Annotated in this window: 11 protein-coding genes and 1 rRNA gene; 2 read left to right on the top strand and 10 right to left on the bottom strand. The window is 45.5% G+C overall.

Annotated elements, in window-relative coordinates:
- Positions 1-70, bottom strand: a 16S ribosomal RNA gene (locus tag L5M71_RS18950); the annotation flags it as partial.
- Between the two features lie 872 nt (positions 71-942).
- Entirely contained in the window at positions 943-3,540 is a 2,598-nt protein-coding gene (gene acnB, locus L5M71_RS18945; protein ID WP_105250395.1) for a bifunctional aconitate hydratase 2/2-methylisocitrate dehydratase, read from the bottom strand.
- A 434-nt stretch (positions 3,541-3,974) separates the two neighbouring features.
- Here acnB and hxpB point away from each other — a divergent pair, with 434 nt between their 5' ends.
- Complete coding sequence (hxpB, locus tag L5M71_RS18940; RefSeq protein WP_263209003.1) at positions 3,975-4,634, top strand: hexitol phosphatase HxpB; 660 nt, start codon at positions 3,975-3,977, stop codon at positions 4,632-4,634.
- A 95-nt stretch (positions 4,635-4,729) separates the two neighbouring features.
- Positions 4,730-5,071, top strand: coding sequence for a DUF2845 domain-containing protein (locus tag L5M71_RS18935; RefSeq protein WP_028759308.1), 342 nt, complete (start codon positions 4,730-4,732; stop codon positions 5,069-5,071).
- 79 nt (positions 5,072-5,150) lie between these two features.
- Here the strand turns inward: L5M71_RS18935 and L5M71_RS18930 are convergent, their stop codons facing one another.
- The 8 genes from L5M71_RS18930 to ampE all read right to left on the bottom strand — a co-directional run bounded on the left by L5M71_RS18930 (position 5,151) and on the right by ampE (position 22,810).
- Entirely contained in the window at positions 5,151-7,193 is a 2,043-nt protein-coding gene (locus L5M71_RS18930) for a M13 family metallopeptidase (RefSeq protein ID WP_263209001.1), read from the bottom strand.
- A gap of 228 nt (positions 7,194-7,421) precedes the next feature.
- A complete protein-coding gene (locus tag L5M71_RS18925) occupies positions 7,422-9,638 on the bottom strand; it encodes a patatin-like phospholipase family protein (protein ID WP_263208999.1) in 2,217 nt (738 codons plus the stop codon).
- Positions 9,639-9,919: 281 nt separating this feature from the next.
- On the bottom strand, positions 9,920-14,392 hold the full coding sequence (locus tag L5M71_RS18920) for an EAL domain-containing protein (protein WP_263208996.1): 4,473 nt from the start codon (positions 14,390-14,392) through the stop codon (positions 9,920-9,922).
- Between the two features lie 139 nt (positions 14,393-14,531).
- Positions 14,532-15,959: a dihydrolipoyl dehydrogenase gene (lpdA, locus tag L5M71_RS18915; RefSeq protein ID WP_263186429.1), complete on the bottom strand. Its 1,428-nt coding sequence runs from the start codon at positions 15,957-15,959 to the stop codon at positions 14,532-14,534.
- 147 nt (positions 15,960-16,106) lie between these two features.
- Positions 16,107-18,128, bottom strand: coding sequence for a dihydrolipoyllysine-residue acetyltransferase (aceF, locus tag L5M71_RS18910; RefSeq protein ID WP_263208994.1), 2,022 nt, complete (start codon positions 18,126-18,128; stop codon positions 16,107-16,109).
- 12 nt (positions 18,129-18,140) lie between these two features.
- A complete protein-coding gene (aceE, locus tag L5M71_RS18905) occupies positions 18,141-20,807 on the bottom strand; it encodes a pyruvate dehydrogenase (acetyl-transferring), homodimeric type (protein WP_105250400.1) in 2,667 nt (888 codons plus the stop codon).
- Between the two features lie 81 nt (positions 20,808-20,888).
- Complete coding sequence (gene pdhR / locus L5M71_RS18900) at positions 20,889-21,641, bottom strand: pyruvate dehydrogenase complex transcriptional repressor PdhR (protein WP_105250401.1); 753 nt, start codon at positions 21,639-21,641, stop codon at positions 20,889-20,891.
- A 317-nt stretch (positions 21,642-21,958) separates the two neighbouring features.
- Complete coding sequence (gene ampE / locus L5M71_RS18895) at positions 21,959-22,810, bottom strand: beta-lactamase regulator AmpE (RefSeq protein WP_173496212.1); 852 nt, start codon at positions 22,808-22,810, stop codon at positions 21,959-21,961.
- Between the last annotated feature and the right edge of the window lie 44 nt (positions 22,811-22,854).

The raw sequence follows: 22,854 nt of genomic DNA, 5'->3' as shown, positions 1-22,854 counted from the left end.
GCCGCTCGACTTGCATGTGTTAGGCCTGCCGCCAGCGTTCAATCTGAGCCATGATCAAACTCTTCAATTAAAGTTTTTTGCTTCCGTCTTGCGACTTCAGCGGCTCAATGAATTCTGATTTTTTTGTTCCCACTTAAAAGCAGAAACAAACTGTACATATTACTATGAACACTCATCACTTTCGTGATACAGAAAATATTGATTTAAATTTTTGACTGCCAACCCGAAGGCTAAGCAGTTTCGATTAACYCAACACCTGTGAGTGTCCACACAGATTTCTTGTTTTATCTTGTTAAAGAGCAACTCAATATTCATAAGAGAACTTGAGTACCACACTGAGCGTCGAACGCTTCCAGTTGGCTAGGGCTGCGTATTCTACGCATTTCCCGTTTCGCGTCAAGGAGTTTTTACAAACTTTCTTAACACTCATCAATCACTAAACTCATCGATGAACTGTCACACCAGCCTGCTTAACGCTGTCTGCCGTGTCAGTGGATGCGCATTATAGGGAGATTAAGAAAGTCCGCAACCCCTATTTTAAGGAAATTTGCAGTTAATTCTAATTATCTAATCTAGTCACATCATACCCACCACTTACCCCCAAAGTTATCCACAACTCAGTCAAGGCTGCGCCTCTGTTTCGCATTATGTATAGCCAAAAGCCATCAGATGATTTGTTGATAGTTATGAAAATAGAAGACTTTCGTCATTTAAAAAGAAGATTAAACGGGGCTAAGCGTGAGATTGACCTACGGATCGGCTTAATTGGATTTTTAATGACGACAACGCATGACCATTAGTAAGTAGCGAGTTTGTGATGTAAGGCCTAAAGCATGACTATGATAGGGTTCATTGGTGCATATAGATGTAGAAATAAAACAAACCCACAAAAAAGCCAGCTTACGCTGGCTTTTTACATCAAGTTACCTTAACGGCAATCGATTACACGGCAGTCTGGAAGATCACTTCCGATGCTTTTTTTGTGTAAGACTCGATTTGGTCGAAGTTCAAATAACGGTAAGTGTCAGCCGCAGTTGCGTCTAACTCTTTAGCGTATTCTTGATATTCTTCAGGTGACGGCAGACGACCTAACAGTGCAGCAACCGCAGCCAGCTCAGCAGAGGCTAAGTAAACGTTAGCACCTGTACCTAAACGGTTAGGGAAGTTACGGGTAGAAGTCGATACCACAGTTGAACCTTCAGCTACACGTGCTTGGTTACCCATACACAGTGAACAACCTGGGATCTCGATGCGCGCGCCTACACGACCAAAAATCGCGTAATAGCCTTCTTCAGTCAGCTGATCTCTATCCATTTTAGTCGGTGGTGCAATCCACAGACGTGTTGGCAGGGTTTTAGCAAACTTGTCTAGCATCTTACCGGTTGCGCGGAAGTGACCGATGTTGGTCATACAAGAACCTACGAACACTTCGTCAATCTTAGTTTGTGCAACAGATGACAGTAAAACGGCATCATCAGGATCGTTTGGCGCACACAGGATTGGCTCTTTGATGTCATTTAAGTCGATTTCGATTACTGCAGCGTACTCAGCATCTTTATCAGCACTCATCAGTTCAGGATTGGCTAACCACTCTTGCATGCCTTTGATGCGACGTTCAATCGTACGACGATCGCCATAACCTTCAGCGATCATCCACTTGAGCATGATGATGTTTGAGTTCAGGTATTCAATGATAGGTTCTTTGTCTAACTTGATGGTACAACCGGCAGCAGAGCGCTCAGCTGAAGCATCTGACAGTTCGAAAGCTTGTTCAACTTTCAAGGTTTCAAGACCTTCGATTTCCAGTACGCGACCAGAGAAGATGTTTACTTTACCTTTCTTCTCAACGGTCAGCATGCCCAGTTCAATGGCTTTTAATGGGATAGCATGAACCAGATCACGCAGTGTGATACCCGGTTGCATTTTGCCCTTGAAGCGCACTAATACTGATTCAGGCATGTCGAGTGGCATAACGCCAGTCGCAGCAGCAAACGCTACTAAGCCTGAACCCGCTGGGAATGAAATACCGATTGGGAAACGCGTATGTGAGTCACCACCCGTACCAACGGTATCTGGTAGCAGCATACGGTTTAACCACGAGTGGATAACACCGTCACCTGGACGCAGTGATACACCGCCGCGGTTCATGATGAAATCAGGCAGAGTATGATGTGTGTTCACATCCACTGGCTTTGGATAAGCCGCAGTGTGACAGAATGACTGCATAGTCAAATCAGCACTGAAACCTAAACAAGCTAAATCTTTCAGCTCATCACGGGTCATAGGACCTGTCGTGTCTTGTGAACCGACAGACGTCATCTTAGGTTCGCAGTATTGACCAGGACGCACACCCGCTACGCCACAAGCTTTGCCGACCATCTTCTGCGCAAGTGTATAACCTTTGCCAGTATCAGCGACATCTTGAGAACGTACAAAGACGTCAGATAACCCTAAGCCTAATACGTCACGGGCTTTGTCAGTTAAACCACGACCGATGATCAATGGAATACGACCACCAGCACGAACTTCGTCTAACAAGACTTCCGTTTTTAAGCTAAATTCTGAAATTACTTCGTCGCTATCGTGACGCTTAACCACACCGGCGTATGGGTAGATGTCAATCACATCGCCCATTTCCATCTTGTTCACATCAAGCTCGATTGGCAGTGCGCCCGCATCTTCCATAGTGTTGAAGAAAATCGGTGCAATTTTACCGCCAAGGCAGAAACCGCCAGCGCGCTTGTTAGGTACGAATGGAATATCATCGCCCATAAACCACAGTACTGAGTTAGTCGCAGATTTACGTGATGAACCCGTACCCACAACGTCACCCACATATACTAATGGATGACCTTGTGCTTTTAATGCTTCAATTTTTTTCACTGGGCCAACGGCACCAGCAACATCAGGCTCGATACCATCACGGGCGTTTTTCAGCATAGCTAACGCATGCAATGGGATATCAGGACGTGACCATGCATCTGGTGCAGGTGACAAGTCATCGGTGTTGGTTTCACCAGAAACTTTAAATACTGTCAGAGTGACTTTGTCGGCCAGTTTTGGACGGCTTAAATACCAATCTGCATTCGCCCACGCTTCAACCACTTGCTTCGCAAACTCATTGCCCGCTTCCATCTTCTCAACCACATCGTGGAAAGAATCAAACATCAGCAGAGTGTGAGATAGCGCTTTAACGGCTAAAGGTGCTAACGCTGGGTTATCCAGCTGCGCGATCAGAGGTTCGATGTTGTAGCCGCCTTGCATTGTGCCTAATAACTCAGTAGCACGCTCAGCAGACAGAATCGGTGATTTTTCAGTGCCTTTGGCAACCGCATCTAAAAAAGCAGCCTTAACATAAGCGGCTTCATCAACACCTGGGGGAATTCGATTTTCAAGCAGGTCGAGAACGAAAGCCTCTTCACCTGCGGGTGGATTTTGAACTAACTTAACCAGTTCAGCCACTTGATGTGCATCTAATGGCTTAGGGACTACGCCCTCTGCAGCACGTTCTGCGACGTGTTTACGATATGCTTCTAGCACGGCAACATTCCTCTTTGTTTGGCGCTCTAACAACGAAACTGCACGTCTTCTTAATTGAAGCTGACAGTCCGACATGATCGACCCGTATTTCCGGCCTGCAGTATACTACAGCTTTGCAAAAGTATGAATCAGGTCACACTCGGCAAAAAGCGAAATAAGGACTAAATCCGGCGGCGAATGCCAACTTACGGGAAGATTAAAACAAGTGAAATTAGACAATAGTTTGAAAACAGACAAAAAACCATACACTACAAATAGTTAACAATGTTTCATTAATTTTAAATCGAACAAGCAATTTTCCGTGTCAGAGAGCAAATAGGTATAAATTTTTCTCATCTTGCTGCATTTTGGCTTTTAAGATGCAGTGCGAGAACTTACACTCAGGCTTAATTTACTGCATATCTCAGTTATTTCCTTAGTCCATCGGAGTACCAATGACATCCCTTAGCATTCAAGCCGTTATTTTTGATATGGATGGCGTTTTAATCGATTCAGAACCCCTATGGCAGCGAGTCGAGTATGAAGTGTTATCCGCACTCGGCGTGCCAGTGACGATAGAGACGATTCAACAAACCACGGGCTTACGCATCGATCAATGCGTCGATTATTGGTACCACAAGGCACCTTGGCCACACTATGATAATGCCAAGGTCAGCCAAACGATTGTTGATAAAGTTGCAAATGAAATTCTGGTTAGCGGCGAAGCTATGCTGGGCGTCCACGAAGCGATTGCTCACTGCCAAGCGCTTGGCCTTAAAATCGGCTTAGCGACCTCGTCGTTCTACACTATTATTGAGGCAGTTCTTTCTAAGCTAGGACTCAGTGATAAATTTATGGCAGTACAATCGGCCGAGGGACTCACCTATGGCAAACCCCACCCAGAAGTTTATTTGAATTGCGCTAAGGTGTTAGATGTTGATCCCCGTTGTTGTCTTGCCATCGAAGATTCCTTTAACGGCTTAATTGCCGCCAGAGCAGCCAACATGCAAACGGTCGCGATCCCTGCACCAGAACAAAGAGGCGATGCTAAGTGGATTATCGCCCACCATCAGGCCGAGAGTTTGTTGGCATTAACAACAATTTTGGCAAAATAACATCACAACACACCGAGTTTCTGCAGGGCGGATAAGCTTAGTCTTTGCCCTACGGATAAATGACAGAATGGTGTATGCACCAGAAGGAATTCAATGTGAAGTACCTATCCTTAATACTGCCCATGGGTTTAATACTCATGTCCACCTGTTTACCCGCTAGCGCAGGTGAGACCATGCACTGTAAACAACAAGTGATCAATACGGGCGATACTTTAACGACTGTGCAGGATAAATGCGGCTCGCCCAGTGATATTCGAGAATACAGTCTGCCCGCGACTTATCTCAACGCTAACGGAGACAGGGTGATCGATCCCAGCAAGTTGCCGACTGAGTATCAAGAATGGACCTATGACTTTGGACCAACACGCTTAATGCGCCGCCTGTATGCCACTGATAATAAAGTCACAAAAATTGAATCCTTAGGTTACGGACATTAATCGGCAGCATCATTGATTATTGTCATCAATAAAAAAGCCAGACATTGTCTGGCTTTCTTGTTTCAATCAACTGAATGTATTACCAAATTTTTACACGTTCATCTGGTGTTAAATACATTTTATCGCCTTCTTTCATATCGAAGGCCTTATAAAAGGCTTCCACGTTACGTGGCGTACCCATGGCACGATAATGGCTCGGTGAATGCGGATCTGTCAGCAAACGACGGCTCAGCTCTTCATCACGGTAATTACGGCGCCATACTTGCGACCAACCCACAAAGAAGCGTTGCTCGCCCGTTAAACCATCAAGCACAGGCGCTGGTTTGCCGTTAAGGCTCATCAAATACGAACGTGCCGCTACGGTTAAACCACCTAAGTCGCCGATGTTTTCCCCTAAGGTCAAATCACCGTTAACAAACTTGCCGGGCATTGCCTCATAACCTGAGTATTGGGCAGACAACTGCTTACCACGTTTTTGGAACTCTTCTCTGTCTTTATCTGACCACCAATCACGCAGGTTGCCATCACCATCGTATTTAGCGCCTTGGTCATCAAAACCATGGCTAATTTCATGGCCGATCACTGCACCTATACCACCGTAGTTAACGGCATCATCGGCATCCATATTAAAGAATGGCGGTTGCAGAATCGCAGCAGGGAACACAATTTCGTTTTTCACTGGACTGTAATAAGCATTCACCGTTTGTGGTGTCATGCCCCATTCCGTACGATCAATTGGCTTGCCTAGCTTGTTAATCATGTCTTGATATTCAAACTGAGCGTAACGCATGTAGTTACCGACTAACTCGTCAGCCTTGATATCTAAACCTGAGTAATCTTTCCATTTATCTGGATAGCCAATTTTGTAGGTAAATTTAGCCAGTTTTTCTTGGGCGGCGATTTTGGTTTCTGGCGTCATCCACTCAAGTTCATTAATGCTGACTTCAAAACCTTTGATCAAGTTTTTGATCATGGTTTCCATGCGTGCTTTAGCTTCTGGCTTGAAGTATTGCTTAACGTACTCTTCACCCACTAACTCACCAATCACTTGGTCGGCGCCATCAACTGCTTTTTTCCAGCGTGGCTGCTGCTCTTCGATACCCATTAAGGTTTTGCTCTTAAAGGCAAAGTTCAAATCAACAAAGTTTCTACTCAGTAACTCGGCGTAGCTATCCACTAAGTGGAACGCAAGATAATCCTGCCAAGCCGATACTGGGAATGTCTCGAAACTGGCGCCGAGTTTTTCAAAATAAGAGGGCTGACGCACGATCACTTCAGTCACTTTATCGCCTAAGCCCGCACTCGCAGCAAAGGCATTAAAATCGAATTGACCGGTTAACTTTTGCAGTTCAGCACGATCTAACTTGTTGTATGCCTTGTTGGCATCGCGGGATTCGACTCGGCTCCACTGACTTTTAGCGATCATCATTTCGATATCAGCGACGTTTTTAGCCGCACGTTTAGCGTCCTTGTAACCCGCTTCGGTCAGTATGTCTGTCACATACTTGGCCATGGCTTGGCGATTAGCGGCAAACTTAGGATCATCTTTTAGGTAATAATCGCGGTCAGGCAACGTAAGGCCCGACTGGCTTAAATACACCGCATACTGAGTTGAGTTTTTAGCGTCATTATTGACGTAAAAACCAAAAGGAATACCAGAACCCGTCGTCAGTAATTTGCCCATAACAGCGGGTAAGTCAGCGTGCGTTTTTGCGCCAGCGATATCGGCCAGCAATGGCTTAAGCGGAGTAACACCTAATGTTTCAAGTAAATCGGTATTCATGAAACTGGCATTGAAATCCCCGATTTTCTGCTCATTCGAGCCTGCAGCAGGATTCTTTTTAGCGGCCGCTTCGTCGATAATTTTCTTTAATGCATCTTGGCTTTGGTCGTACAACACAGAAAACGCGCCATAGTTAGATTTGTCAGCTGGAATAGGCGTATTTGCCAACCATTTTCCATTAACGCTGTAATAGAAATCATCTTGATGGCGAACTGAGGCATCAAAGTTTTGCAATTCAATGCCAGACACCGCGACGGCTTCAGTTTTAGGCTCAGTACTACAAGCCGCTAAACCTAAACTCAAGGCGATACTCAGTGCCAGTGTGCTTATCTTCTTCATTGTTTTCCCCAGCTTCCGTTGAGAGTTATTATTTTTCCCGCAAAACCTTAGCATCTTGACACGCCTCACAGTAGTAAGATTTTGTAAAAGGATATGACACTTTAGCGACACTCTTAGCTATTTCGGCAAGATAATTTCCATAGGGATGACGCTTATAGTTTTTCCATCGACCAAAAAGTAAGGGCACAACCTCAGTCATGCCCTTAAGTTCTTTACACAAATCTCAAACTAGAAGTTTTTACCCACAAATAAATAGAAAGACTTATCGCCAAGATCTGTGATCCCAAAACCAAGTGCTGCGGGTCCCATGGAAGTATCTGTACCGATATAAAGACTCGATGCATAAATCAGATCGGTCAGGGTGACGTCAGTGCGCTCGTCCCAGACATTTCCCGCCTCTAAGCTCCAACCTAGGTATAGAGGATAATCTGTCATACCTAGCGCATCACGCCCGAGATCATATTGATAAATAAAGGCCCCAAACACTTTATGTGCGCCCATAATTGAGTCTTTATGGTAACCAGATAGGTTTAAGAATCCTCCCAATTCGGATAAATGCAGCGTATTGACACCATCATTATTGTTGGTAGCAATCGATGCCTTACCAACAAAAGCGTGGTTACCGACACTCAAGGCACCTTTCCAGTCGGCCTCTATTTGCACGCTAAATTGGTTTTGATTATCGTCGAGACTGTCATTGAAATCTTCATTGCGCACGTAGACGTTTAAGGTTACACGATTACCCGATGTCGGGAAGCTAATACTATCCAAGCTATCGTAACCGAACCTAAAGTAAGCACCATAGGAACTAAAATCTAAGTCCTGCGTTAGCCAAACATCATTGACTATCGACCCCTTCTCTGCGACTAAGCCTAACTCAATCATCCCTTGTAAGGTGTAGTTATAACCTATGCCTAATTCAATAGTATGGGTTTTCTTGTCGAAGGTTAAGATACGACTGTTATTATCGTATAAGTCCCAATCACGGGTATCGTATTGATAGCGGGCACGGCTAAAGAACTGTTGGTCCCTGTCTAAAGGCTGATAAAACTCAGTTGCAAACAACTTTTCAATGCCGAGTTTGACCTCATTGCGCCACTCTCCACCATTAAAGGTCAAATCGGTCATGGTATAAGCCATGTCAAAACTGATGGCAGATTCTGAATTAAAGTCATCCTCCCAATTAAAGCCCAGTTGGAAATAATTCGGCCCCCAAGACTTAGCCTTAGTAGTGACAGTGAGTATGCGGCCATCCTCACCTTCTACAAATTCAGCATCGACACGTTCAAATTTATTGAGGGAGTAAATACGCTTTAACGCCTCATTAAGCTCGTCTTTAGATACAGCTTGCCCAGGTTTAATATCCAAGGTTTCCGTCAAGAGATTCAAACTCACCTTAGATTGGTTATCAAATACGATTTCATTAATGGGATGACGTACATCCGCCATTAATAATTTACCTTTGGCTTTTTTAGCCTCGACGTAAGCGGCATATTCCTCAGGGCTCACGCTCATACTGCTCAACTTATAAAGCTGACCATTAGCGGCTTCTTTTCCAAGGGTTAATGCCAGCGGCATAATAGTGAAATCAGTGGTGCTTAAAGCATCAATCGCGGGGCGGATCAATACATCTTTATCTGTCAGTAATTGTTTTTGTTTTTCAGTGCTGGCATTGGTCAAAAAATTAGAGAGCTGATCGAGCACTGCGATAGTACTGTCTAATTTATCTTTTTTAACCAGAGGCGAGCCAATATCGACGGCGATAATAATATCGGCTCCCATGGCCTTAACCACATCGACGGGCATGTTATTGGCAATACCACCATCGACCAATAACTTGCCTTCAATTTGTGCGGGCTGAAGTGCACCAGGTACAGTTGCAGACGCTTGCATAGCTTTAACCATACTGCCGTGACTAATCACCACAGGTAAGCTAGTTTCTAAGTCGGTTGCAACCGCTCGGTAGGGAATGGCTAAATCATCAAAATGACCAAATTGCTGTACCAGATCTGTCGACTGACGTAAAAGTTGCGACATAGTCTGTCCACGTAGCAGACCACTTGGCGCCCTCACTTGGCCTTCGTTATAGCCAATGTTTAACGGAATATTGTAACGGTCGCGTAACTGTTTATCCCTGTAACTCAAAATATTGCGCGGTATGGTGTCCGAGTAGCCACTGTCCCAGTTGACCCCCATCATGATAGCTTCCACTTCACTCGCACTGTAACCCAGTGAATACATGCCAGCGACATAGGCACCTATGCTGGTGCCCGCGATATAATCGACTGGGATGTTATGTTCTTCTAATATTTTGAGCACGCCCACGTGAGCAGCGCCTTTAGCACCACCACCACTGAGTACGACACCAATTTTAAGGCGCTCTGCAGCCAAAGACGGGGTAACACACAAACACAAAATAATAGAAGCGAGTAGTTGACGCATCATGTGAGGCTACTTTTTATGGGATAAAAATCCGAGTTATATTAACAAACTTATCGATTTAACCGTCAGTCATATTTTATCTGGACCGACTAGTGATAAGTTTGTGTACTCTTTATACAAACAGATGAAGTTTAATTGAATAAACTGCTAAACAAAATATCCATCATCACTGAAGACGATAACGTTTACATATCAAGCTCACTGGCTTATATCGTGCAGACGATTGCCCATCAGCTGTACAAATATTAAGTATTCGCGAGCCAATAATAGACTATGTTTCTAGCTTAATGATCAATAGAGACGATTTTGTTATCTGTCTCTAAATAGCGCTCAAAATCATCAACGCACATAGGTTTAGCAAAATAATACCCTTGAATAATATAACAGCCACGGCTAAAGACTTGCTCTAACTGCTCAACCGTCTCAATCCCTTCAGCAACCACATTTAATTTAAGGTTACGGGCTAATTCAATAATACTGCTCACAATCGCCTGATCTGCGGTATTAGTGGCGATATCAATCAAAAATGAGCGATCAATTTTTAGAGTATTGACCTCAAAATTACGCAAATAAGCCAGTGAAGAATACCCAGTACCAAAGTCATCGATGGCAACCTCGATCCCCAAAGATTTCAATCGAGTCAGATGGTCTTTAGCGACATGCAACTCCTTCATCAATACGCCTTCGGTGATTTCTAATCCTAAAGATGCTGTTGGCATTTGGGTTTCTTGCAAAATTCTTTGGATATCTTCAATAAAATCTGGCTGCCTAAAATGCACCGCCGAAATATTAACCGACAACTTAAAGCCCGAGCCATAGCGCTTAGTCCAATTGGCCCCCTGCACACAGGCTTGTCTTAATACCCAGCGGTCAATATCAACAATTAAACCGCAAGCCTCAGCAACTTTAATGAAAATATCGGGGCGAATAAAGCCGTCTTGCGGATGTTTCCAGCGAATTAATGCCTCCATTCCTATGAGCTTATCATTACGCAAAATATCAATTTGCGGCTGGTAATAAAGCTCGAACTCTTGCCGCTCTATAGCTTTGCGTAAATCGGCTTCAAGCCGTAAATGATAGAGGGCTTGAGCATTACGCTCCGAGGAATAATATTGAAAATTGCCTCGCCCTTCTTCTTTGGCATGGTACATAGCAAGATCGGCATTCTTGATAAAAGCCTCAGGCTGCACCGCATCGTCGGGCCAAATACTGATGCCTATACTGGTAGAAATATAAAATTCCCGACCATACAACTTAAAAGGCGCGACAATTTGCTCCAACAGGCGCTCGGCGACATGGTTAATATCGTCAATGCTGTTTGCATTGCGGAGTAAAATCACAAATTCATCGCCACCAAAACGACAGAGTAAATGCTCACTGGAAATACAAGATTGCAGTCGGCTTGATGCTTCGACCAGCAGAGCATCGCCCATGCTATGACCATAGGAATCATTAACATGCTTAAATCTATCGAGATCTAAAAACAGTAGCGCCAGTTTCTCACCTGTTTGCTGCGCAGCTTGAATCGACTGTAATAGACGGCTAGAAAATAAGGAGCGATTTGGCAAACCAGTAAGCACATCGTAATTAGCCAAACGGCGTAAATCGGCTTCAGTACGTTTACGCTCCGTGATATCAGAAAATACCACCACATAGTGGGTTACTTTCCCGTTAATGCTTTGCATCACCGACACGTTTAGCCACACAGGACAGAGTTGCTGATTGGCACGGATTAACTCCCGCTCTCCGGTCCAAGACTGACTATCACGGAGAAGTTGCTTAATCTCCGATGCTAATCCGTCATTCATCTGTACGAATTGTGCAAATGGTTGCCCAACTAAGTCGTCAGAATCTATACCAATAATTTGTTGCGCAGCGTAATTCGCAACGCGAATACCGCCTTCGACATCTAAAATCAACACACCTTCAGAGGTATTGCCAAACGCTTTCGCCAATAAATTAATTTCATCTTCTAGCTGGCGTTGCACAGTAATATCGCTATAAATACCCGCGACCCGTTCAATTTCATTTGAGTGCTTATTGCGAGCAACTGGCCGCCCTCTAACCCTCAGCCATCCCCAATTACCGTCCTTACGCTGATAGCGATATTCGGCCTCGAATCGGTCAATCTCACCCGCCATCATGTTATCCCACTGAGCGAGAGCTTTCTCCCTATCCTGCGGATGCACAGGCAAATCCTCTAAGCTCACCACAATCTCATTGGCATGCGTACCCAGCACCGAACCGCGATTATCAAGGTGAAATGCCTGAGTATTTTTATGCCACTCCCAGAGATCTGAGTCACTGCCGCGCAAAGACTGCCTTAACCTGTCCTCACTCTCCGTTAATGCCAGATTCATCTGCTTAAAGGTATTGATCTGTCGTTGTCGATACCAAGCAAGACTTAAAGCAATAATTGAAAATAACAGCAGCAAAATACCTTTAAAACCTTGGGATAACCACCAATGCTGCTCAACATAAAAAGGATAAGAGAACGGCTTATCTGACCATATCCCATTAACTTGACTCAAAATATCTAACACATAGCCACCCGCCGCTAATCCTGCGAGGTTGATCTGAGATTCCCCCTGCAACAAGACGTAATGGCTATCTTCATCCTGATAACGTAATCGGTATTTAAATTGAATTGGCGAATCATCGAGATAATCTAAGTTAGTGATTTGAAAACTCACCATATTCGCATCGGGTTTGATGGTCATCAGGTTACGCGGCAACAAAGATACTTCTGTCGTGTTGTTATAGTACACAGAGACAGATTCAAGCATCACATGGTCATCGGTTATACGGTTGACCAGTCTATTGACATCGAGTCGCATCACACCTTCAGGTGTTCCTAAGTAAAAGCCTGTTTTTGGTGAATAAAAATAAGCGCCCTCGTTCATTTCATCGGAAATCAAACCATCGAGTTGATTAAACATAGCGATATTGCCTGTTTGAATATCCTGACGAATCAAAGAATCAGCACAACCCACAAGATTTGACTTAGGGGTCTTTTGAATAAAAAATACTGAACTACAATTTAATTGCCATTCGGAAGTCAGTGAAACTAACGATTCCGTCTGCTGCTGATATTCAAACAAACCTTTTTCATAGGAACCAAACCAGATAATTCCCGGGGACATTTCTTCAATATGGCTAATCGTTGGTTGTGCCGCAAAAGCATTAAATAAGTGCCGTTGATCATGAAACTCGTTTTGACTGTCTATGTAACCAAAGACTTTTTTACCGCCAACCCAAAGACGACCGTCAGAGGTACGATAAATCGTGCGGATCACTGGCCGCTTGGGGCCATCAAATTCGTTCGATGACTTATCAATATCAAATGGCTGGGGCTCATAGAGTCCCATTTCCCAAAAATAGAGTCCCGTGGTAGTCGCAATCCAGACGCGTCCTTTCAGTTTGGGATCCCGATAAGTTTTATATATGAGCTTATTTTTAAAGTCATCCTTACCGTGAGTCCATTTAGAAAAACTGCTACCTTGCAAGGTCTCTTTATCAATAACAAAAAGACCACTGGTTGTTGAGATCAGTAAATAATGGTCCTCAAACTCACTAATATCATAAATACTTTCGTGGGGATTAAACCCCTCAATCGGAATGTTAACCGCTTTTTTACTGCCCTTAGCAACAAAATCTACACTGGAAGAACCGAGCCAAACCCCTTCATCACTGGCATGTACAGACCAAGTCATGGCATCGCTCAGCTGATAGGGTTCATCTGCCGAATAAGTATCAAGAATGAAATCAGGCGGTGACGCTAACAATGCCAATCCATCACCAGAGCCTCCAACCCACATCAAGCCTGCATCATCAAACAACATGGCTTTCAGCGTTTCCATGTTGGCCTCAGCCTTCAACTCTTGCTGATAATTCTCAATCAACCGCGTCTCAGGCGACCATTTTAACAAGCCAATACGACTGGCAAACCACAAATACCCTTTAGCATCTTCAATGATCGCTGTGCTCCAATCGGGTAATTCTGGCACAGGTGTAATTTGATGAGCAATTTGATCTAATTGATAAACACCACGCCCTGTCGCAATCCAGATCCTATGTTGAGTATCCTCCAACATATCGAGAATACTGCCCATAGATTCGGTCCAAGGGTATTGGAACAGCCGTTCGCCCTTGTTATCGAGAAGTTCTAGCTGCAACTGCCCCGCAACCAACATGTGTCCATTGGGCATAAGTAATAACTTGCGCCAAGGAAGGTCGCGATTAACAGCTAATTGGGTGATAAGGCGCAGTTCAGACTTTGAAGGAGAAAACTCATAGATCTGACCATTATCAATTAATAATCGCCATGTTTTGCTATTCTTGCGGGCTGCCGATATCAGCGCACCACCTGGAAACTGCGGGAATAGATAGGGAGAACCAAACGCGGTAAATTGATTTTGTACTATATCGTAAAGGTAAATCGCGGCATTGGTACTGACCAATAACTTGTCTCGGTCGATGTTCACCACTGTCGTTAAAAAGTCATCCGCAAGCCGTGATTCCGTGCCAATTTTATCAATGCGCCGCACCTTAGAATTACTGACCCGATACAAGCCCTGCTCAGTCGCTGCCCATACAAAACCGTAGTCATCTAAGGCTAAACCTCGGATGCTGGTGACAGCTAAACCGTCTCTATCGGTAAAAACACGCTGCACGAAGCCGCCCGCCCAAGCCGAATGGACGCTAATCAGTGAAAGGATGAAACATGTCAGAATTGTTCTAATTATTTTTGTTTGCATGTGACAACTTACCGCATACCATAGTTGTACTGTAGCAGCTCAATCCCTTCAATTCACCCGCTTGTTTACATAAAAGTTACAAAAAAATACAGGCAATAAAAAAGCGCTCAAGTGAGCGCTTTTTTAATCGACAGCTAAATTACTTTTTCTTTGCCTTTGGGTTTGGCAAATCAGTAATAGAACCTTCGTACATTTCAGCCGCTAAGCCTACTGATTCGTGCAGTGTTGGGTGAGCGTGAATGGTTAATGCTAAATCTTCAGCATCACAACCCATTTCAATCGCTAGACCGATTTCGCCTAACAGCTCGCCGCCGTTAACACCCACAATAGCACCACCGATCACGCGGTGAGTGTCTTTGTCGAAAATCAGCTTAGTCATACCTTCAGAACAATCTGACGCAATCGCACGACCACTTGCAGCCCATGGGAAAGTTGCGGTTTCGTAAGCAATACCTTGCTCTTTCGCTTCTTTCTCAGTCAGACCAACCCAAGCGACTTCAGGGTCAGTGTAAGCAATAGATGGGATGACTTTTGGATCGAAATAGTGCTTCATGCCAGCGATAACTTCAGCCGCTACATGGCCTTCGTGCACGCCTTTGTGAGCCAACATTGGTTGACCAACGATGTCACCAATTGCATAGATGTGCGGTACGTTAGTACGCAGTTGCTTATCAACCTTGATAAAGCCACGCTCATCAACGTTAACACCTGCTTTTTCAGCATCTAACGACTTGCCATTAGGTGCGCGGCCAATTGCTACCAATACGGCATCGTAACGGACTGCTTCAGTTGGTGCGCTCTTACCTTCCATAGAAACATAGATACCGTCTTCACGGGCTTCTACCGCTGTGACTTTAGTTTCAAGGATCAGGTTGAATTTCTTCTTGATTTGCTTAGTGAATACGCGAACAACGTCTTTATCAGCCGCAGGGATCACTTGGTCGAACATTTCAACCACGTCGATTTCACTGCCTAAAGAAGCGTACACAGTACCCATTTCTAGGCCGATAATACCGCCGCCCATCACTAACAACTTGCCTGGAACTTCTTTCAGTTCTAATGCGTCAGTCGAATCCCAAATACGTGGATCTTCATGCGGAATAAATGGCAGTTTGATTGGGCGAGAACCCGCAGCAATGATCGCTTGCTCGAAAGTCACTTTAGTCACAGTGCCATCTTCAGCAGTCACTTCTAGCGTGTTAGGGCCAGTGAATTTACCAAAACCGTTAACCACGTTAACTTTACGCATTTTGGACATGCCGCCCAATCCGCCAGTTAATTGGCCAATGACTTTTTCTTTAAAGCCACGTAACTTATCTAAATCGATAGTTGGCTCGCCGAAGACCACACCGTGAGCGGCAACCGCTTTGGCTTCTTCGATAACTTTAGCAACGTGCAGTAAGGCTTTAGATGGGATACAACCCACGTTAAGACACACGCCACCTAAAGTGCTAAAACGTTCAACTATGATGGTTTCCAGACCTAAGTCAGCAGCACGGAAAGCCGCAGAATAACCTGCAGGACCTGCACCTAATACCACTACCTGAGTTTTGATTTCGTTACTCATGTTTTCCTCTAATTCTCATTCAATCCGTTGGAGGAGCTATCCTGCCAACCGAAAATGCGCCAGCGCGTAAGGTGGGCGCATTTTAACCTGTGTTTGATACTGATCACAATAAACAAAAGGCTGCTCAAGATGAGCAGCCTTATATGCTTACAGAACCAAAGTACGAATATCGGACAGAATTCCTGACAGCGTCACACTAAAACGTGCAGCCATGGCACCATCGATCACGCGGTGATCGTATGACAGTGACAGCGGCAACATCAATTTAGGTTCGAACTCTTTACCATTCCACTTAGGCTTAATTTCAGATTTAGACACACCTAAAATCGCCACGTCTGGGTAGTTCACGATAGGCGTAAACGCCGTACCGCCAATACCACCTAAACTTGAAATGGTGAAACAGCTACCTTGCATATCAGCAGATTTCAGCTTGCCATCACGGGCACGGATAGAGATATCAGCCAGTTCACGAGATAACTCGATAATGCCTTTCTTATCCACGTCACGCACGACTGGCACAACCAAACCGTTTGGCGTATCAACCGCCACACCGATGTGGAAATACTTCTTCTGGATCAGTGATTCGCCATCAGAGCTTAAGCTCGAGTTGAACACAGGGAACTGTTGCAACGTTTTAGCCACAGCTTTCAGCATAAACACTAAAGGCGTGATCTTGTAATCGGCTTTTTTCTTCGCCGCTACATCGTTTTGCTGCTTGCGGAACTCTTCCATTTCAGTGATATCAGCTTCATCGAACTGAGTCACGTGAGGGATAGTCACCCAGTTGCGGTGTAAGTTAGGGCCAGAAATCTTCTGGATACGGCTTAATGGAATCTCTTCCACTTCACCAAACTTACTGAAATCAACTTTAGGTGCTGCAATCACTTGCAGACCGCCGCCATTACCTGAACCAACAGAAGTTGCCGCAGTCGCTTTCGGACGCGACAGTTCATATTTAACATACGCCTGTACGTCTTCTTTCATGATGCGACCTTTACGGCCAGAACCTGTCACTTGGGTCAAGTCGACACCAAACTCACGGGCTAAACGACGTACAGCAGGAGACGCATGTACCGCACCAGTAGACACAGGTGTACCTGCGCTTGGGTGATGAGGTACTGGTGGACGGCTTGCAGGTGCAGCAACGGGCGCCGCGCTCACTGGAGCAGGAGCCGCCGCTTGTGCAGCAGGTGCTGGAGCACTTGCTGTTGCAACAGAAGTCGTCTCAATCGTCGCAATGACGCTACCTTGAGAAACCTTGTCACCCACTTTAACAGTCAAAGACAGCAGTTTACCGGCGAATGGCGCAGGCACTTCCATGGTGGCTTTGTCAGTTTCAAGCGTAATCAAACCTTGGTCGGCAGTGATTTCATCACCGACAGACACGAGCACTTCGATCACATCGACATTGCTGGCATCGCCAATATCCGGCACTTGAATTTCTTTTACCGCAACCACACTTGCCGCTGGTGCAGCAGGTGCTGCGGCCACTGGCGCTACCGTAGCGGCAGGAGCAGCTTGGGCAGCAACAGTTGGCGCGGCTGCAGGTGCAGCGCCGCCCACTTCAAGCATGATGACTAAAGAGCCTTGCGACACTTTATCGCCAACCGCAACTTTAACGTCTTTAACCACACCCGCGAAAGGTGATGGCACGTCCATCGTCGCTTTGTCTGTTTCTAGGGTAATTAGACCGCTATCAACTTCAATCTTGTCACCGACAGCAACCAGGACTTCGATAACCGATACATCAGTGTCGCCACCGATATCTGGTACTGTCACTTCAACCACTTTGGTTGCGCCCGTCGCAGGAGCAGCAGCCACAGGGGCAGGAGCCGCTTGAACTGGTGCAGATGCTGGTGCCGCCTGAGCGGCTGCTGCAACTGGAGCCGGAGCGGCTGCTGCAACTGGAGCCGGAGCGGCTGCTGCCGCGCCCGCCGCTTGCATCATAGCAATCAAAGTACCTTCAGATACTTTATCGCCCACAGCCACTTTCAATTCGGCTAAAACACCGGCGAAAGGCGCTGGAATATCCATAGTCGCCTTGTCGCTTTCGACGGTAAGAATCGATTCTTCTGCAGCTAAGGTATCACCCACAGCCACACAAATTTCGATCACTTGCACTTCATCGCCGCCGATATCAGGAACAAAAACTTCTTTTAATTCAGCCATTTTTATTGCCTCTTACGCGTACTGTGGATTGATCTTGTCAGCGTCGATACCATATTCTTTAATGGCTTTTGCTAACACATCGACAGGCAGCTCTTTGCGATCAACCAGTGATTTCAGTGCCGCAATAACGATGAACTTAGCATCCACTTCGAAGTGGTGACGCAGATTCTCGCGGCTGTCTGAACGACCGAAACCGTCAGTACCTAACACTTTGTAATCGGTAGGAATATAAGCACGTAACTGTTCGCCGTAAATCTTCATATAGTCAGTCGCGACGATTGCAGGTGCATCACTTGAAATCACTTGGCTGATATAGGCTTGTTTTGGCGTTTCGGTTGGGTGCAGCATGTTCCAACGCTCAGCGGCTTGACCATCGCGAGTCAATTCGTTGAAGCTAGTTACGCTAAATACGTCGGCAGTAATACCGAAGTCTTTCGCCAGTGCTTGCGCCGCTTTACGAGTTTGTTCAAGGATAGTGCCACAGCTCATTAACTGAACTTTGCCTTTACCTGAACCCGCAACCGTTTCTAACTTGTAGATACCTTTCACTATGCCCACTTCCGCGCCTTCTGGCATGGCTGGTTGCTCATAGTTTTCGTTCATTGTGGTCAAGTAGTAGAAGATATCTTCTTGATTTTCGCCGTACATACGACGGATACCATCTTGTACCACAACGGCGATTTCGTAGCCGTAGGTTGGATCGTAAGTAATACAGTTAGGGATAGTGTTCGCCAATACGTGGCTATGACCATCTTGATGCTGTAAACCTTCGCCGTTAAGCGTTGTACGACCTGAAGTGCCACCGACTAAGAAACCACGAGCACGCATATCACCCGCAGCCCAAGCCATGTCGCCAATACGTTGGAAACCGAACATTGAGTAGTAGATGTAGAACGGGATCATAGGTGTATCGTTGACTGAGTAGCTCGTCGCTGCTGATACCCATGAAGACATAGCGCCGAGTTCGTTAATCCCTTCTTGCAATACTTGACCGGTTTTGTCTTCACGGTAGTAAGCAACTTGGTCAGAATCCTGCGGAATATATTTTTGGCCTTCGTGAGCATAAATACCCACTTGACGGAACAAACCTTCCATACCGAAAGTACGAGCTTCGTCAGGAATAATTGGCACAATATTTTTGCCAATTTTCTTGTCTTTCAGCAGAGCTGTCAGAACACGAACGAATGCCATAGTCGATGAAATTTCACGGCCGTTAGAGCCCTGTAAAATCGAATCGAAAATTTTCAGTGACGGCACTTCCATCTCTTCGGTGAACTTTTGACGACGTTGTGGCACGCTACCATGCAGCGCTTCACGACGGCTCATCATGTACTTCACTTCTTCAGAATCTGGACCTGGATGATAGAAAGGCAGATCTTCTAACTGGTCATCTGGGATCGGAATATTGAAACGATCGCGGAAGTAACGGATAGACTCGATACCCATTTTCTTCACGTTGTGAGCGATGTTTTTACCTTCACCCGCATCACCTAAACCGTAACCTTTTACAGTCTTGGCTAAAATCACCGTTGGGCGACCTTTGGTTTTTTGTGCGTGGTCTAAGGCAGCGTACACTTTCACCGGATCGTGACCGCCACGGTTTAAGCGCCAAATGTCATCATCTGACATGTTAGCCACCATTTCGGCCGTTTCAGGATACTTACCAAAGAAGTGTTCGCGAGTATAAGCGCCACCTTTGGCTTTACAGTTTTGATATTCACCGTCAACGGTTTCTTCCATTAACTGCAGTAACTTACCGCTCGTATCACGGGCTAATAATGGATCCCAGTAACGACCCCAAATCACTTTAACGACTTCCCAGCCTGCGCCGCGGAATTCGCCTTCAAGTTCTTGGATGATCTTACCGTTACCACGTACAGGGCCATCAAGACGCTGTAAGTTACAGTTAACGATGAAGACTAAGTTATCTAATTCTTCACGGGCCGCTAAACCAATCGCACCTAAGGCTTCTGGCTCGTCACACTCACCGTCACCTAAGAAACAGTAAACGGTTTGTGCTGAACAATCTTTCAGACCACGGTCAGTCAGATATTTCAAGAAACGCGCCTGATAAATCGCTTGGATAGGACCTAAGCCCATAGAAACTGTTGGGAATTGCCAGTAATCCGGCATCAGTTTTGGATGTGGGTATGAAGACAGACCCTTGCCATCCACTTCTTGACGGAAATTAGCCAGTTGGTCTTCGCTTAAGCGACCTTCTAAGAATGAACGCGCATAAATACCAGGGGCGATATGGCCTTGGAAATACACTAAATCGCCACCGTCTTTTTCATTGGGTGCGCGGAAGAAGTGGTTAAAACATACGTCATAAATAGTCGCACTTGAGGCGAAACTTGAAATATGGCCGCCTAATTCTAAATCTTTCTTAGAACCACGAAGCACCATAGCTAAAGCGTTCCAACGGATGATGGCGCGAATGCGACGTTCCATCTCTTGGTTGCCAGGCATGTGCGGCTCTTGACCCGCAGGGATAGTGTTCAGGTAAGCCGTTGTGGCGTTATAAGGCAAGTGAGTGCCATTACGACGCGCTTTATCGATCAGCTTTTCTAGTAAAAAATGCGCGCGCTCTGGGCCTTCCTGTTCCAACACGGCTTGCAGGGCATCAACCCATTCCTGAGTCTCTAACGGATCTACGTCTTGTAGCATATCTTCAGACATGACACTGTCCTTCTCTATATACATGATAATGAATGGTGTTTGCGGCATATTCCGATTTAGCTGGCAGCTAAATCACAGAACTTAAGCGCCACTCTTTAAACGGCGCAAGCTTCGCTGCAACCGGCTGTCTTCTTCCCGCACAGATAACATCACCTCTTCGATGTAACTTAAGTGTTCATTCGAGGCTTCTCTGGCGGCGTCGGGATCACGACGAACGATGGCAGCGAGCAAGGCCCGTCTGTGATCGTTAGCCATAGTAGAAGCTTCTTCGCGGCGGCTTAAAAGCTCCAGGTTTTGCGCCACATTTTGATGCAGCACAGGGGTTAAACTAAGAACGAGGTGTAACATAGCCACGTTATGTGACGCTTCCGCCACAGCACGATAAAAACGCACAATCGCAGCAGCTTTTTGTTCGATATCGGTGGCGGCTTCCACCTCGAGAATCATACGCTTGATATTTTGCATATCGGCGTCGGTACCACGCAGGGCCGCAAAATAGGCCATCATGCCTTCGGTGGCATGGCGGAACTCCAGTAAGTCGTACTGACTCTCTGGATCTGAATTCATCAGTTCAACAATAGGATCGGCAAGGGTCTGCCAGAGTTGTTCTTTGACATAAGTACCACCGCCTTGGCGGCGCATTAACAGTCCTTTTGCCTCAAGCTTTTGAATAGCTTCACGCAAAGAAGGTCGAGACACTTCAAACTGGATCGCCAGTTCGCGTTCAGGCGGTAACTTCTGACCGGGCTGTAAACTACCCTCTAAGATCATTTGCTCTAATTGCGCCATGATCACGTCAGAAATTTTTGGCTGATTAATTTTACTATAGGCCATCAGGCGCTCAGCTCCGTTGTAAATTGGTCTTACCAATTTTTTTGAGTGAGCGCACTTTATCAAATCAGCGTTTTGATGTCCAGATTGAAGATCACTCCTTAAAAGCGATCTCGATCAAAAGCACTCACGAAGAGAGAGCATAGCGGAAAAAAATGTTTATGGGGTCAGACCATTTGACAAAAGCACGGGCTTCGCCCTACTAGGCGCTGCAAAAAGCGCAGCGGATAGATTCTAGGCTCTAGATTCTAGACTAGAAGGAGCACTACGACGCCCTAGCAGCGAAGCGTTCTCGATTCTAACAGCGAAGCATCCTTCTTTTAGCTCACCAATCCAAAAATGGTCAGTAATGAAAGTATTGCAACAATAAGTGTAAAGTTACGTTTACTGAGCACTAATAATGCTAAGGTTGATTGTACACATATAGGCGCACTTGCGACCTCTGGTAAAGGTTGTGCCGCTAATGCCGTTTCAGCCACCACAGTACGAGCACTCACATTTAAGGTCAATCCATTACGGCGCCACGCCGCTAAACCTTCACTAAATTGACCACTTAAGGCATAACCAAAGGCGAAAATCCGGCTCGGTAACCAATCCAGTATCGTAATCACTTCGTTGACTAAGGGTAGCTCTAGAGATTTACGGGCATTCTCTTCGGCATAAAAACGTACCGTGCAATACAGTACAGCACCGACTGGACCTAAAAAAATGAAAAACAGCGCCACGGCACCATAATAACGATAGTTAATCCAAGCAACACTTTGACCTACTTTGGCACCAAGGTCTTTCTCGGATACAGCATCTAAACACTCGCTACAATCGAGTTCGGCGGCATAATGGTAACAAGCTTGGACATCTGAGCGACAAGCGGCTTGCATATATTTTTTGAAAATATCACGCTGTTTCTGATGGTTAAAACAAACCACGGCCACAACAATCCATAGGGCTAAACTTAATAAGCCCCAAAACATTCCCGCCACTAACCAAGATAAAACATATACCAACAAGGCTGGTAGCACTAACGCCAACGCCATCATCACGCTTGTCAGTGACGCTTTATCACCGAAAAATGTTGTCTGATAGGATTGCAGTAAACGATCAAATTGCCATGATGAAGGAAGAAATTTAAGTCGCTCCACTAAAATGGCGACCAAGAGTGAAAATAATGCCATCTGTCATACTCCTTGTAAAAATGGTTACGGATAACGGAACTCTG

The organism is Shewanella sp. SW1 (genome assembly GCF_025653545.1).
Taxonomy (GTDB): domain Bacteria; phylum Pseudomonadota; class Gammaproteobacteria; order Enterobacterales; family Shewanellaceae; genus Shewanella; species Shewanella oncorhynchi.
Note: the sequence above shows the minus strand (reverse complement) of the source record. Positions and strands in the feature narration are given on the sequence as shown.